The sequence below is a fragment of the Limnothrix sp. FACHB-406 genome (assembly GCF_014698235.1).
Classification (GTDB): Bacteria; Cyanobacteriota; Cyanobacteriia; order CACIAM-69d; family CACIAM-69d; genus CACIAM-69d.
In genome coordinates, this window is the sequence record NZ_JACJSP010000022.1 from 34,789 (window position 1) to 48,360 (window position 13,572).

Consider the following 13,572-nt stretch of genomic DNA (forward strand, 5'->3'; position numbering starts at 1 on the left):
TCGCCCCCAGCGGGCTGCTGGCCGGAAAATAGAAGATTGTCCCTCTCAGGTGGCTTCTGGCTGCGTTTGATAAAATCAGCATGGTTTAACCACTCTGCTCATCTTGCAGCGATCTCTCAGCCCTAGCGCTGTGAAACCGAGTCTGAAGGCCAAGAGCGGGAAAAATCAGCAATCCATGGGCAGTCTGACCGAAAAACAGGCCCCTTTTGCAGCACCGGAGAGTAAAACGCCCGGCTCGCGATCGCGAATCGGTGATTTGAAATCCAATGGGTCAAGCTGACGTGCCGATCGCCCCAGTTTCTTTGCCGGTTACGGTCAATGGCTGGTTACGGTCAACGCAGCGTCAACCCGTGGTCTAATCGAGCAAATAGGGTTGCTCGGCTGGGGCCAAAATCCCCTTGCCCCTGGGCAGGGAAAAGTGTCAATCTCACAGTGGCAGCCAAGTCACGTCTTTATAAGTTGCGTCCTTAAAAAAGCTGCATCTTGAAAGACGATGGCCAACGCCATCATCCGTAGCGCGAAGATCTCACTGAACGAACGAGGGGAAGGGCAGCGTGCTGTATCTTGCAGAAGTCGTCCAAAAACGCGGCTTGATGGGATCAAAGTCAGAATTGAAGCTGCTGGCCTGTCAAAAGGGAGAGCAGTGGAGCGCAATTACCAATGAGGATCCCATCGCTTCAGACGATGCCAGCAATTACAAAGACGGGGCATTAGTGCTGGTGGATGCGATCGGGTCAGGGGCCGATCGCAAAGTCAAGAATATTCAAGAAGGGGCCCGGCAGATTGTCAGCCTGCTGCAAAGCTATTCCCGTCAACAGGAAAAGAATAAGAGCCAGGAAGAAGAAATTCAGCAATGGATGGAGTCCCTGACTTACCAAAGCCAGGAGCTGAACCGGCGGGAACAGGAGCTCGATGAGCGGCGCGAAAAACTGGAGCAACTGGAACAGGAGTTGCGGCAGCTCGATCGCCAGCGCCAAGAGGTGCAACAGGCCCGGGAATCGGCCGATCGCCTCAATCAGGAAGTGCAACACAAGCGCCAGGAAATTGAGCAAGCTCAACATGCCCTGCGGGCCCAACAGGAGCAACTCAACCAAGAGCGCCTGGCAATGCAGCAGCAGTTAGCGCAGTCGGCGGGTCTCGATGCCCAACAGGCGGCTCAATTACAACATTTGCTGCAACAGGCTGCTTCTTCGGTGGTGGCCATGGACTATTTGCAGTCGGCGGTGGAAACTTGCCTGCAAATTACGGCGGCCCAGGAAAGCCTGCTCAACCACGCCCCAGCGGCGGAACCAACCCTTTCCCCAGAGGTGCGGGATTGGATTACGTCAGAAACTCAGACCCTGGCGGCGGCTTGGCAAGATTGGTATGCCCAGCGGGATGATCTGGATCGTGCCCGGGCCGAATGGCGGGCCCAACAAACGGCGCTCGAACTTCATCAACAGCAGCTTTCGGCCGTTGAAGGGCAACTGGCCACCCAACGCAGCTTGCAGACCCTGTTGGAGCAAGCGGCCAATGGGGATGGCCACAGCGATGCAGCCCAGCGGGTCGATCGAGCAGCCTTGGAAGCCATGCCGATCGGGGAGTTGCAAGAGCTGACGGCCCAGTTGCAGCGGGACTTGGAAAAGCTATCGCGGCTGGTGAGTGACGAGGAAGAGGAACTGAGTGCCAAGCGCCAGGCGATCGAGGAACTGCAAGGCCAAATCAACAGTGCCAATGAGTACGATCGCATTCAGCTAGAGGCAAACCTGGCCGATGAGCGCGACGGTTGCCAGATGCTGGAAGAAACCCTGGTGGGGCAACGGCGCAACCTGCAAGAGCGGGAAGAGGTGCTCCATGCCCACAAAACGGTGCTGAACAAGCGCCAGGGGCTGACTGCTCCCCGGACGGAGGGCGGCGTGGATCTGTCGCCGTTGCTCGATCGGGTGACGCAAGATCTGCAAGCCCTGGAGGAATTGCAAGCCCAATTGCGCGATCGGATTTCCACATTGGAATCCACCGTGCAAGAGGCGGAAATGACCGTGAACCAGCGCCATGGGGACGTGCAGGCCCAATTGCAAATCCTGCAAGATCGGGAACGTGAATTGCAAAGTAAGCAAATTGAGGCCATCACCCAGGGCAGCCAAGGGGGCGACACTCTGACTCAGCCCATGTCTGAGCAGGTTTCCGGCCTGCGGCAACACCTGGAAGCCCTATTGACCAACCTCACCCAGGCAACGGACACCACCCAAGCCCAGCAGGCAACGATCGGGCAAATGCAGCAAATTGTTGCGTCCCTCAGCAAGTAGCTTTCAGTGAGTAGCTTTCAGGCAACGACGCTTTAAGCAAACGGCATGGTTGCTCCGTCCTGGGCCGCTTGGGCGATCGCCTGCCATTCCTGAAGGCCTTGGCGGGCGGTGACGGTTGCCTGCTGGGCCGCCGCCTGATCAATCCAGGCCGCGAGTCGATCGGCTCCCTGTTGGGGGTCGATTTGCCGCAGTGCCGCCAACACTTGCAAGGCCAGGGTCGGGGACTGGTCGGGCCGATCGCACAACCGGGGCAGCAGTCGATCGAACGCGGCTGCCACTCGCAAATTACCTAGGGCTTCAATTAAGGCCCCCTGAACTGCCCCGTCGGTGAAGGGAGCCAGGGGCCGATCGAGCCAATCGAGCAGCAGATGAGCCACCCGGCGTTGATAGGTTTGATCGGAACTGTGATGCTGGGCGATCGCCACAATCCCCCCCAACAACAGCTCTGTTTCACCTTGGGGCAACCGCTCTCCCAAGGCCGCCAAGGCCGAGGGCAATCCCATTTGGGCCAACAGTCGCACCACCAACGCTGGTGGTAACTGTCGCCGCTCCCAGGCCGCCACCAAAGCGGCCCGCGCTGATTCATGGCCCCAGTGGCTGAGGGCCAAGGCGGCCGCCTCCGCCACCGAGGCCGCCGGATCGCTCAACAGTTGGGTGAGGGTTTGGGCGATGGTTTCTTGGGCCACTGGGCTGTGGCCCCAACGCTTGGCCCCCAAGGCCGTCACCGCCACCAACCGCACTGTGGCCTCCGAGTCTTGAGTTCCTTGCAGCAGGTGAGGCAACAAGGCGGGATGGGGCAAGCTGCCCAGGGCTTCCAAGGCGGCCCGCCGCAGGGGAGGCTGAGGAGAAGCGGCCCCAATCAGGAGGCCATTAATTGCGTCGGGGTGGTCAATTTGCCCGATCGCCTTGATCACCAAGGGCCCCCAATTTGGATCCGTGAGGTAAGGGTTCAGACAATCCAGCGCCACCGTTCGCAGTTGGGGCGATCGCTCTGCCAATTTACCCAAGGCCTCGATCGCCGCTGCCTGCACGGAGGGATCAGGCGCGATCGAGAGCAGATTCACCAGCGATTGCACCGCCGCCGGGTCGTCAAACTCTCCCAAGGCCCTGGCCACAAACCAGCATTGCTCTAAATCCAGCGCTTCATCGGTCAGCAACGCCACCAGAGCCGGAATCGCAGACTTGCCAATGGTTTTGAGCTGCCCGATCGCCTGCCAGCGCTCATAGAAATCCCCATCCGCCAAAGTCGCCAGCGCCTGATTTAACACTGGATTGCTCACTGGCTCCAGCACCTGATCTAGCGGTTGACCGGGCAGTTGTCCCAACTCCTGCTCTTGATGGTGATTCAATGGCATAGCCAACCGTTTCTGGATTGAAATGTCTGGATTAAGCTCTTGGAACCTAATCGCTTCTCAGCTTAACCGCCCCTATTGACCTATCTCTCCACTGAACTCTCTGGCAGCCATAATTTTGAAACCGTAGCAAGAGCAGTTCTGAACGATGGTAACCCTGCAAGACGCACAACAGCAGATGGGAGCAGTATGGGATCCCGCCGTGGCCGAGGGGCAAGTGCCCGCCCATTTCGGCAACGATCCGGGGGCGATCGCGGCGGTCACGACGGGGGTGGCCCTGGTGGATCGATCGCACTGGGCCCTGTTGCAATTAACAGGGGACGATCGAGCCTTGTTTTTACATAACCAAAGCACCGCCAACATCAAAACTCTGCAACCGGGCCAGGGTTGCCAAACCGTGTTGGTGACCTCCACCGCTCGCACCCTGGACTTGGCCATGGTGGCCGTGACGGCGGAAGCGCTGGATTTATTGGTGTCGCCGGGGATGGGGCCAACCCTGTTTCGCTGGCTCGATCGCTACATCTTCCCCGCCGATCGGGTCGCCCTCGCGGATATTAGCGGTCAATTCGCGATTTTCAGCCTTGTGGGGCCCCAAAGTGCCCTTTGTTTGCAACAGTTGGGGGCGACCCTTGACGACATTTCAGCCCTGGAACCCTTTGCCCACCAGACCATGATCCTGGCTCAGGATGTGTCTGTGCGGGTGCAACGGAGCAGCGGTCTGGCCACCGATGGCTATACCCTTTGGGTGAGCAACGATCGAGCCGGTGACCTGTGGCAGGCGATCGCCCAAGCGGGAGCCATTCCCCTGGGCGAACAGGCCTGGGAACAGTTGCGGATCACCGAAGGGCGACCGGCAGTGGGCCATGAGTTGACGGAAGATTACAACCCTCTAGAAGCAGGGCTATGGACAGCCGTTTCCTTTAACAAAGGCTGCTACATCGGCCAAGAAACGATCGCCCGCCTGAACACCTACAACGGCGTGAAGCTGAACCTTTGGGGATTTCGACTGCCTCGGGTGATCGCCACCCCCTGTCCGATTTTGCAAGCGGATCAGAAAGTGGGAACCCTCACCAGTTGTGTGGCCACCGAAAACGGGGCGATCGGGCTGGGCTATTTGCGCACCAAAGTGGGCGGCGCGGGCTTAAGCGTCATGATTGACCATTGCCCCACCGACGCGATCGACCTGCCCTTCATCACACGCGAACTGGCCAACACCATCGATCATTAGCGATCGTTACATTGCAATCATTGCCACTACTGGCGGGCGATCGGCCCCAAGTAGCGCTGGAGATGTGGGGAAAAGACCTCAAAAATCAGCGTGAGGGGCTGATTTCGATGCCAAAACAGGTAATGTCGCCCCCAGAGCGGCCCCGACTCTCCAAATGCGGCCTCTAGGGCCGCCGATCGCCCATAGCAAATTCCCCGCACATCGCGGTAAAGTTCCGTACGCAACCGAGCCAGACTGGCCCAGATGGGCAGCGATCGATTTTGCAAATACTCATCCACATGGCTGGCTTCCCACCAAGACGTGGCATAGGCCAACCGCTGGCCGGAAGCCGTCCGTAACCAAACCTGGCGACGTAATCGCGGCCCCGGAACCATTTCGATCGCCTCCGGGGCCCCATCCCCCGCCGGCCCCACCACCGACATATCAATCACATCCACCTCGGTTGGTTCTCCCGTCAGCAATTGCAGGTGGCGAGTGGGTGACCCATCTCCCAACAACAACATTTGCCAAGGGGGAGCCAAAAAATGGTGAGGTAAGCCCTGCTGCACAACGGTTTCATCCCCTTGCCAGGTGGGTTTCAGCCGATGCCAATCCCCATGGGATCCCAGCTCGATCGAGGGGCGATCGACGGGGGGCTGAGGTGCAGATAAATCCGCTTGTCGATCAGTAACGCTAGCAGTCAAGGTCTTTGCATTTCTTAACTTTTCTCGATCCTAACACTCACCTAAAGAAAAGGGACTGAAGCACCACCCTCGTGATGCGGCTTTCAGCATCTCCCCTGGAATTTCTGGAATTTAAGGACGCGGCGGGTCTCGATCGATTTAAGAGTCCCGTTCATCCTATCGAGAGCCTGAGTCGCAATCCTTGAGTCGCAATCTTGAGCCACAACTCTGAGCCGGAGATTATGAAAAACCGGATCACTGAAAATCAATGATCCGGTCGCAGGTTATGAGCTGAGGACGCTCAAGCCAGGTTTCAAAGTGCTCTGGATGAAGTCCAATCTGGAATTCGATGCGGATGGCGGGACTCGAACCCGCAAGGCAAAGCCACACGCCCCTCAAACGTGCGCGTATACCAATTCCGCCACATCCGCAGGTGATTCACTGATGATGCTGGCGTGAGTTTTTGGGGGTATTGCTGAACCCAACTGAGGATGTTGGGGGCAAATTATTGTTACCCGTCAAACCAGCCGTAGCAGTATAGCATTCTTCGATCGTTTTGTTGAGCCTTGGCTGAGGTTCATCAACAGATTCATGCAGATCAGGATACACATCGGGATGCAGATTGGGATGGTGCTGGAGCCAAGATCGAAGAATTGGGCTAGATACTGAATCAAATTCAATCAGTGTCAAATTCAATCGGTATCGAGCATCGAGCCAAATCTTGAGCCAAACACCAAATCTTGAGCCAAATCCAAATATTGATTGAGCCAAATCTTGAGCCGAGATTGGACGAGATCCCAAACGAGATCCCAAAGGATCCAGCACAAGCGCCACCCTCGGCCCGATTTCCCCAGACTCCGCCGCCCGATCGCCCGCAGGCCACCCACGATGATAGGATTGGCTACCGCGCCCCACCTGCGATCGTACGACAATGCGCTTTTCAAAAGTCCTGATTGCCAACCGTGGAGAAATCGCCGTTCGGGTAATCCGAGCCTGCGAAGAACTGGGAATTTCCACTGTGGCTGTTCACTCCACTGCCGATCGACAAGCCCTGCACGTGCAGCTTGCCGACGAAGCCGTTTGCATCGGCGACGCAGCCAGCAGCAAAAGCTATCTGAACATTCCCAACATCATCGCTGCCGCTCTCACCCACAACGCCACGGCCATTCACCCGGGTTACGGTTTTTTGGCAGAAAACGCAAAATTTGTCGAGATTTGTAACGATCACCAAATTGCCTTCATTGGCCCCTCGCCGGCCGCGATTCGGGCCATGGGCGACAAGTCCACCGCCAAGGAAACCATGCAACGGGCCGGCGTGCCCACGGTTCCCGGCAGCGAAGGACTGGTGCAAAACGAAGAATCGGCCCTGGAGCTGGCCAATGAGATTGGCTATCCCGTGATGATTAAGGCCACGGCGGGTGGTGGCGGTCGCGGAATGCGTTTGGTGCGCAGTGCGGAAGAGTTGCCCAAGCTGTTCCAAGCGGCCCAAGGGGAAGCGGAAGCGGCCTTTGGCAACCCGGGCCTCTACATTGAGAAATTCATTGAACGGCCGCGGCACATTGAGTTCCAAATTTTGGCCGATAGCCATGGCAACGTGATCCACCTGGGTGAGCGGGATTGTTCCATTCAGCGCCGCCACCAAAAGCTCCTGGAAGAAGCGCCCAGCCCTGTGTTGAATCCGGAGTTGCGGGAAAAAATGGGCAGCGCGGCCGTGGCAGCGGCCAAGTCGATCGACTATGTGGGCGCAGGAACGGTGGAGTTTCTGGTGGATCGATCGAGCAATTTCTATTTTATGGAAATGAACACCCGCATTCAGGTTGAACATCCAGTCACGGAAATGGTTTGCGGCCTGGACTTGATCGCTGAACAGTTGCGGATTGCCCAAGGGGAAAAACTGCGCCTCACCCAAGATCAGGTTCAGTTGCGCGGCCATGCGATCGAATGTCGAATTAATGCGGAAGATCCTGATCAAAATTTCCGCCCTTGCCCCGGTCGAATTGGGGCCTATTTGCCGCCGGGTGGCCCGGGGGTGCGGATCGATTCCCACGTTTATCCCGATTATGAAATTCCGGTCTACTACGATTCTTTGATTGGCAAATTGATTGTTTGGGGCCCCGACCGCTCCAGCGCGATCGCCCGGATGAAGCGTGCCCTGCGCGAATGTGCCATCACCGGGGTGAACACCACGATTGGTTTTCACCAAAAAATCATGGAATCGCCGGAGTTTATTGGCGGCGAAGTTTATACCAATTTTGTTGAAGAGTGGATGAGCAAAAATAAAAAGCGCTAGTCAAGCGCTAATCAAGCGCTAATCCTAACCCCTGAATTGCTGACCACCTTCCTAACCTGTTTCGGAGTCAACCATGGGCGACCATTGGATGGATTGGGCCACGGTGATTGGCTATGTGGGATTCACACTATTCATCATGTGGCAAATTGTGACCCGATCGAAGTAGCATCCCTATGCTGTTCAAGAAGTTCTGGCTCTAAAATTGTGTAAAGGTTAACTAACAGACACTTGGCTATGAGTCTCAAAAATTTTCAAGCTGAAGTTATGCGCCTAGCGGGTGAAGCTGAGCAAATGCAGCGATCGCCGCGAGAGGGTAAACCAGAAGATGCTACCAAAAGCCGTTTATTAGAGCCTTTGCTCAATGCTTTGGGCTATACGCCCGAGTGTCGTACTCCAGAAGGAAAGATCAAAAGTCTAATTCGCACTACCACTTGGGTTGATTATTTGCTCAAGCCTGAAGCTGGTACTAGACCTGTGCTGATGTTTGAGGCGAAAAGTCTGTGGGATAAGGATATTTGGGAAAGCAATAAGCAGCAGGTTTTGGATTATTTGCGCGATTACAGCTTGGATATTGCTAATGATCAGCCTGTGTTATGGATTGTTCTATCAAATTTTCGAGAATGGTATGTGTTGCGGTTGCAAGACAAGACACCATTCTGGCAGTTTAAGATTGAGAATTTGCAAAATGATCCTGAGTTGGGAGAACGGCTTTATAGTTGTTTAGCTAGGGAGAATTTACGCGGTGATCGCCTAACAGCTTACTATACAGAAAATACCAGAGAAGGCTTGGGCGCAAGGTTTCTAGCCGATTTAAAAATTTGGCGAGCAATTTTGGCGAATGGAATTAAAGCTTCACAGCCTGGGCTAAGTCTAGATCGAGTTAGAGAAGCTTCACAGGTAATTCTCAATCGTTTTTTGTTGATTCGATTATTGGAAGCCTATAGTTCCGAAATGCCCTATAACTATTTAGGGAGAATTTATTACAATTGGCAAGAAACTTTTCCTGATTTGCCCTTTATCGAAGAGCTGCGTAAGGGATTTCGGAATACTTGGGTGGGCTATAATACGGAGCTTTTTCATCCCTCTTGGGTGGATGAGTTAGACATTGAGAGCAATTATTTAGAGCCACTAATTATTGTTAATGCAGTACCTGAAAACGGGTTGCTGTATGCAATCACGGAAACTTTAACGGAATATCGTTCGATTTATAATTATGATTTCACAACTTTAACTCAGGATATTCTAGGAACTGCCTATGAGCAGTTTTTGGCTCACCAATTAATTGAAGATGGGCATCAAGTCAAGATCCTCGAAAATCAACAAACTCGCAAGCGGGAGGGAGTTTTCTATACACCCGAATATATTGTGCGGCGGATTGTCTATCAAACTTTGCAGCCTTTGGTAGAAACAAAAATTGATCAGGCGATCGCTTTACTACAAGCCCATCATTTTACGGAAGCCCATGCGATTGCTAGTTCAGTTTTAGAAATCACTGTTTGCGATCCTGCCTGTGGTTCGGGATCGTTTCTATTAGGAGCTTTTGATTATTTATTAGATGAACTAAGGCGCTACAACAAGGCTTGTGAAAATCCCAATTTAACTTCTGGTAATGGCGATTTATTTAGTCATTCAGCAGCAATTCCGATTAGTAATATCGAAGAAAGTATTGTCGTAAAAATGCTGCATGGTGTGGATCTCGACCCGCAAGCAGTACTTTTAGCAAAGTTATCGCTATGGACAAGGTTACTTCGCGCTCGTCCTAATGTTTACGGTAAGCGAAAAACACTTAATTCTAAGTTGCCCGCACTGGCTTTAAATATTAGAGTTGGTAATAGTCTGATTCATTCGCCTGCAAATTTAGAGCCTGTATCTGAGCAGTTAGTAAGGGCTGCCGATTTAGCAATTGCGGCTAGAAATGTGACTTTATCAGAACACGATCGCACTCAAGCGGTGACAAACTTAGAGCATTACATTGCCGAAATTAATCAACAAATTAATCCCACACTTGCTGCTTTCTTTGCTAGTGATGAGAGTTTACAAGAAGCAACTAAGTTGATTAAAAATCGCGAAGCTAGTGATAAAGAGGTTATTGCTATTCGTCGTTATCTCACGTCAGAATCTCCGAGAGTCCTGCAAGATTGGACAGTTACCGAACTTGAGCGATTGAAAGCACAGTTAATGTTGATTCCTACGGCTTTAGAGGAAGCAATTATTAAGCGTCCTTTTAACTGGCAGGTAGAATTTCCTCATGTTTTTGATCCACGGTTACCAGTAGATCAAAGAGGTTTCACGTCAATTATTGGCAATCCTCCATATTTCAGTGTCGATGCTACCTTTGGTAAAGGTGCATCGGAATTATTATGGTTTAAAACGATTTATGCAGATATTTACACTGATAAAACTGATATTTTGTTTTATTTTTTGCGCTGGGGTTATGAATTGCTCAAGCAAGCAGGAACGTTGAGCTTTATTGTTTCCCGTGCTTTTATTCAGGGTGATAAATCAGAAAATCTACGCAACTTTCTCAGTCGAAATACGACAATTACTCATATTCTCGATTTCTTGGGTCACAAAGTTTTTAAAGCTGGAATCGCTACTTGTATTATTCAATATCGAAAAGAAACCCCCGATATTGAAAGTAGTTTTATAACTGACTATGTCCTTGATTTTGACAAAGCTAAATCTGCAATTCCTAAAAAATTAGAATTATCTGCTCAAAATGGTTTTGCTAAAGTTGAAGTCAACCAGGAAAATCTAAAAGCCGATAGATGGGAAATTTCTCCCTATAGTCACATCTTCGATGAAATTGATCACAAAGGTCAAAAACTAGAGCTATCTAATTATGGGAAATTTATAAAAGGAATAGATACGGGACTTGATGAAGTTTTTGAGGGTGATTTTAGTCGTAAATTTCCTAAAGAGTTTTTGCGTTCTAGAGTTTCAATTTCATCTATCCACAGCTTTGGACATAAACCTTCAGAGACCCAGATCATCTATTATGGTCGAGATACTCAATGGGAAGATATTCCTAAAATCTTACAAAACCACCTGAAATCTCATCGTAATTCATTAGAGGCAAGAAAAGTTTTCAAATCTGGCGGCTATGAATGGTTTCATTTACATCGACCAAGAGTCGGATTGTTTGAGCCAAAAATATTTTTCCCACGCCGTGCCAATGCGAATAAATTCGCTGTTGATGAAGATGGATCATTAGGATTCAAAAGTGATGTTGCGGGCTTTGTAAAAGCTAAAAATGCAAGTATTGATACCCTTCATTACATTTGTGCTTTGCTCAATTCTAAACCCTTAGAGTTTCGTTATAGAGCTTTGGGTGGGATTGGTAAGCTAACAGGAAAAGGGATGTTTGAATACTTTGAAAACCAAGTGGGTAATATACCGATTCCTGTATTTGAGGAACCAGAAAATAATTCCAACTTTCAAGAACTAGCACAACTTAGCAAAGAAGCCCATCAAATTTGGCGTGATCGCTACTCGATCATCACTACTTACCAAGCTAAATTGTCAGCAATGCCATATACCGAAGTCGCTGCAACTCATTACCACAGCATCACAGGCGACTATGGTGCAGATGTGGAATATGAAAGTCCCAATCCTAACCGAGAAGGACATTTACTCTCGCTAAAAATTGAGCCGACCGTTGACGGTTATCGGCTGTTGGGAGAAATTACCGAAGATGAAGATTGGAAAGAAGGCGATCGCGAATGGGTCGAACTTGTCACCGTGAGAATCCGTAATAACTTCCTGCGCCGCTATTTATTAGCTCGATTAATTTATTTGATTGAATTTGATCAAGACTTTCGCCGTAAACAAAAGCTTACCCGCGATATTAATAACTTAGTAAATGCTGCTTTTGAAGCACTTAAGGTTTATCAATACGATCATGATCGCATTAGTAACTTGCGCGTCCTTGAAGTCATTGAACAACGAGTGCAACAAGAAGCAGGGCGATCGGACTTAGAGAATATTGTGTTGCGACAAGCCGAGATTCAATTGAGTATTGATCAAATTGCTTACAGGTTATATGGGGTCAGTGAATACCAAGAAGTAATTGAACAAGCCCTCAAAGTTACTCTTTAAAACTGAAGGATTATGAATAGAATTCGTCTTGACGTTGCGAGAGCCAGATAACTACTAGGGATACCACCACCGATAGCGGCGTGAGCCAGTCACCCCAGCGGACATAGGGGGTTTGGCGGGTGCGGCGATAGATTTCGGTGGCGTGGAGTTCGTAGACATTGGGGCGCGATCGCCAGTGGGTGACTCCGTGCGGATCGATGAAGGCGGAATAGCCGGTGTTGGCGGCGCGGGCCACCCATCGATCGGTTTCAATCGCCCGCATCACGTCTTGGGCGTGGTGTTGGGCAAACATCGTGGGCCGGTAATGGGCGTTGTTGGCTGCTGAGAGGATGAATTGCCCGCCGCCGGCCGCCTGCGATCGCGCCAACTCCGCATGGGCTGAGTCATAGCAAATCAAGGCGATCGCCTGGCCAAAGGGAGTGTTGAGGCGCTGATTGGGCTGGCCGAGGGCCAACTTGGTGTCCAGCGGCGATAGCCGATCGATCAAGCCGCCGATCACAGACTCAAAGGGAATATATTCCCCCAGGGGCACAAGGCGCACTTTGTCATAGCGACCCACGGCTTTTCCGGTGCGATCGAGGGAGATGAGGCTGTTGGTGAGGCGATCGGGTTGCTGGCGATCGGGCGCAAACAGGCCCAACCACACGGGCACAGCCCGATCGAGCACTGCCGACAGGAATTCATTGCGTCGATCGCGAGTGGCCTCCGCTGTCCAGACCATTGGCAAGGCCGTTTCGGGAATCAACACGCCGTCAACGCCCGCCTCTGCAAGAGTTTCATAGCCCCGTTGATAGCCCGTGAGGGCCCTGCGCCAACCTTCGGAGCCAAATTTCAGATCGTTGGGAATATTGCCTTGGATTACCCCGATCGTCAGGGCCGCAGCGGGGCGATCGGCTAAGGGTTGGGCAGCCAAAGCGGCCCCCAAGCCATGGCCCAACAGCAACAGCGCGATCGCCCCGGCCCACCAACGCCGCCGATGGGTCAACCAAGCTTCTGCCCAGGCTCCATTCACCCCCACAATCACCGCCGTTACCAGGGCGGGGCCCGACAATTGGCCCAAGTGCAAAATCGCTAAGTTATGAGGCGCTTGGGTCAGGCCCAATCCCGTCCAAGCCAAGGGAGATTGGTTCCAGAGCCATTCCGTCACCAACCACAGGGCTAGGCCCAGCGCCCAGCGTCCGCCGGCCGATCGCCCCGCCAATTTGCGGTGTAGCAGCCCAAACCCCACCGCCCAGCAGGCGACCTGTGACCCGGCCCAACCGGCCGCCACCAACCAGCACACCAGGGCAATGGTGAGGCTGGTGGCCCAGGACACTCCCAGCCACATCATGGGATGTAGGCCCGTGAGCCAAAACACCGCCACGAGGTTGTAGCCCAAACCCCAAAGCCAGCCCAACCCGAGTCGATCGCGCCAATTGAGCGTTGGGTTTGCCAGCAACCACCACAGCGGGGCGATCGCCACCCAGGGGAGCGGCCACCAGCCCACCGGCTCCGGCCCCAGCCCCATCACCACCCCAGCCCCCAAGGCCAGAGCCGATCGCTGCCAACGACTCCACAGCGATCGTCTTGGCCCTGGCTCGCCAGCGGTGGGCGCAACGCCGCTGGCCCAACGACTCAGAAAATCCGTGCCTTGCCCCCCGGTTTTGCGACCAAACAC

At 52.8% G+C, this 13,572-nt stretch carries 7 protein-coding genes and 1 tRNA gene; 4 read left to right on the plus strand and 4 right to left on the minus strand.

All coding sequences use genetic code 11. From position 1 onward, the window contains the following. The first annotated feature begins 554 nt into the window (after window positions 1–554). Window positions 555–2,285 carry a pilus motility taxis protein HmpF gene (hmpF, locus tag H6G53_RS16575; RefSeq protein WP_190534838.1) on the plus strand — a complete coding sequence of 577 codons (1,731 nt, stop codon included), beginning with the start codon at window positions 555–557 and terminating at the stop codon, window positions 2,283–2,285. Window positions 2,286–2,317: 32 nt separating this feature from the next. On the opposite strand, the gene H6G53_RS16580 is transcribed toward hmpF, so the two are convergent. Beyond that, window positions 2,318–3,640, minus strand: coding sequence for a HEAT repeat domain-containing protein (locus H6G53_RS16580; RefSeq protein ID WP_190534841.1), 1,323 nt, complete (start codon window positions 3,638–3,640; stop codon window positions 2,318–2,320). A gap of 145 nt (window positions 3,641–3,785) precedes the next feature. Between H6G53_RS16580 and H6G53_RS16585 the strand changes: the two genes are divergently transcribed. Beyond that, on the plus strand, window positions 3,786–4,865 hold the full coding sequence (locus H6G53_RS16585; RefSeq protein ID WP_190534844.1) for a folate-binding protein YgfZ: 1,080 nt from the start codon (window positions 3,786–3,788) through the stop codon (window positions 4,863–4,865). Between the two features lie 26 nt (window positions 4,866–4,891). Here H6G53_RS16585 and H6G53_RS16590 read toward each other — a convergent pair whose 3' ends face one another. Together H6G53_RS16590 and H6G53_RS16595 are read right to left on the minus strand one after the other, a co-directional pair. Continuing rightward, on the minus strand, window positions 4,892–5,479 hold the full coding sequence (locus H6G53_RS16590; protein WP_099531852.1) for a chorismate lyase: 588 nt from the start codon (window positions 5,477–5,479) through the stop codon (window positions 4,892–4,894). A 398-nt stretch (window positions 5,480–5,877) separates the two neighbouring features. Continuing rightward, window positions 5,878–5,958 (minus strand) — tRNA-Leu (locus H6G53_RS16595). A 500-nt stretch (window positions 5,959–6,458) separates the two neighbouring features. Between H6G53_RS16595 and accC the strand changes: the two genes are divergently transcribed. After that, complete coding sequence (gene accC / locus H6G53_RS16600; protein WP_099531788.1) at window positions 6,459–7,817, plus strand: acetyl-CoA carboxylase biotin carboxylase subunit; 1,359 nt, start codon at window positions 6,459–6,461, stop codon at window positions 7,815–7,817. 234 nt (window positions 7,818–8,051) lie between these two features. Then, entirely contained in the window at window positions 8,052–11,915 is a 3,864-nt protein-coding gene (locus H6G53_RS16605) for an N-6 DNA methylase (RefSeq protein WP_190534886.1), read from the plus strand. A gap of 10 nt (window positions 11,916–11,925) precedes the next feature. Here H6G53_RS16605 and lnt read toward each other — a convergent pair whose 3' ends face one another. After that, a complete protein-coding gene (lnt, locus tag H6G53_RS16610) occupies window positions 11,926–13,572 on the minus strand; it encodes an apolipoprotein N-acyltransferase (protein ID WP_347343081.1) in 1,647 nt (548 codons plus the stop codon).

Coding starts and splice junctions, on each gene's coding strand:
- H6G53_RS16580 (WP_190534841.1), bottom strand. CDS start 3,640: ATGCCATTGAATCACCATCAAGAGCAGGAGTTGGGACAACTGCCCGGT.
- H6G53_RS16585 (WP_190534844.1), top strand. CDS start 3,786: ATGGTAACCCTGCAAGACGCACAACAGCAGATGGGAGCAGTATGGGAT.
- accC (WP_099531788.1), top strand. CDS start 6,459: ATGCGCTTTTCAAAAGTCCTGATTGCCAACCGTGGAGAAATCGCCGTT.
- H6G53_RS16605 (WP_190534886.1), top strand. CDS start 8,052: ATGAGTCTCAAAAATTTTCAAGCTGAAGTTATGCGCCTAGCGGGTGAA.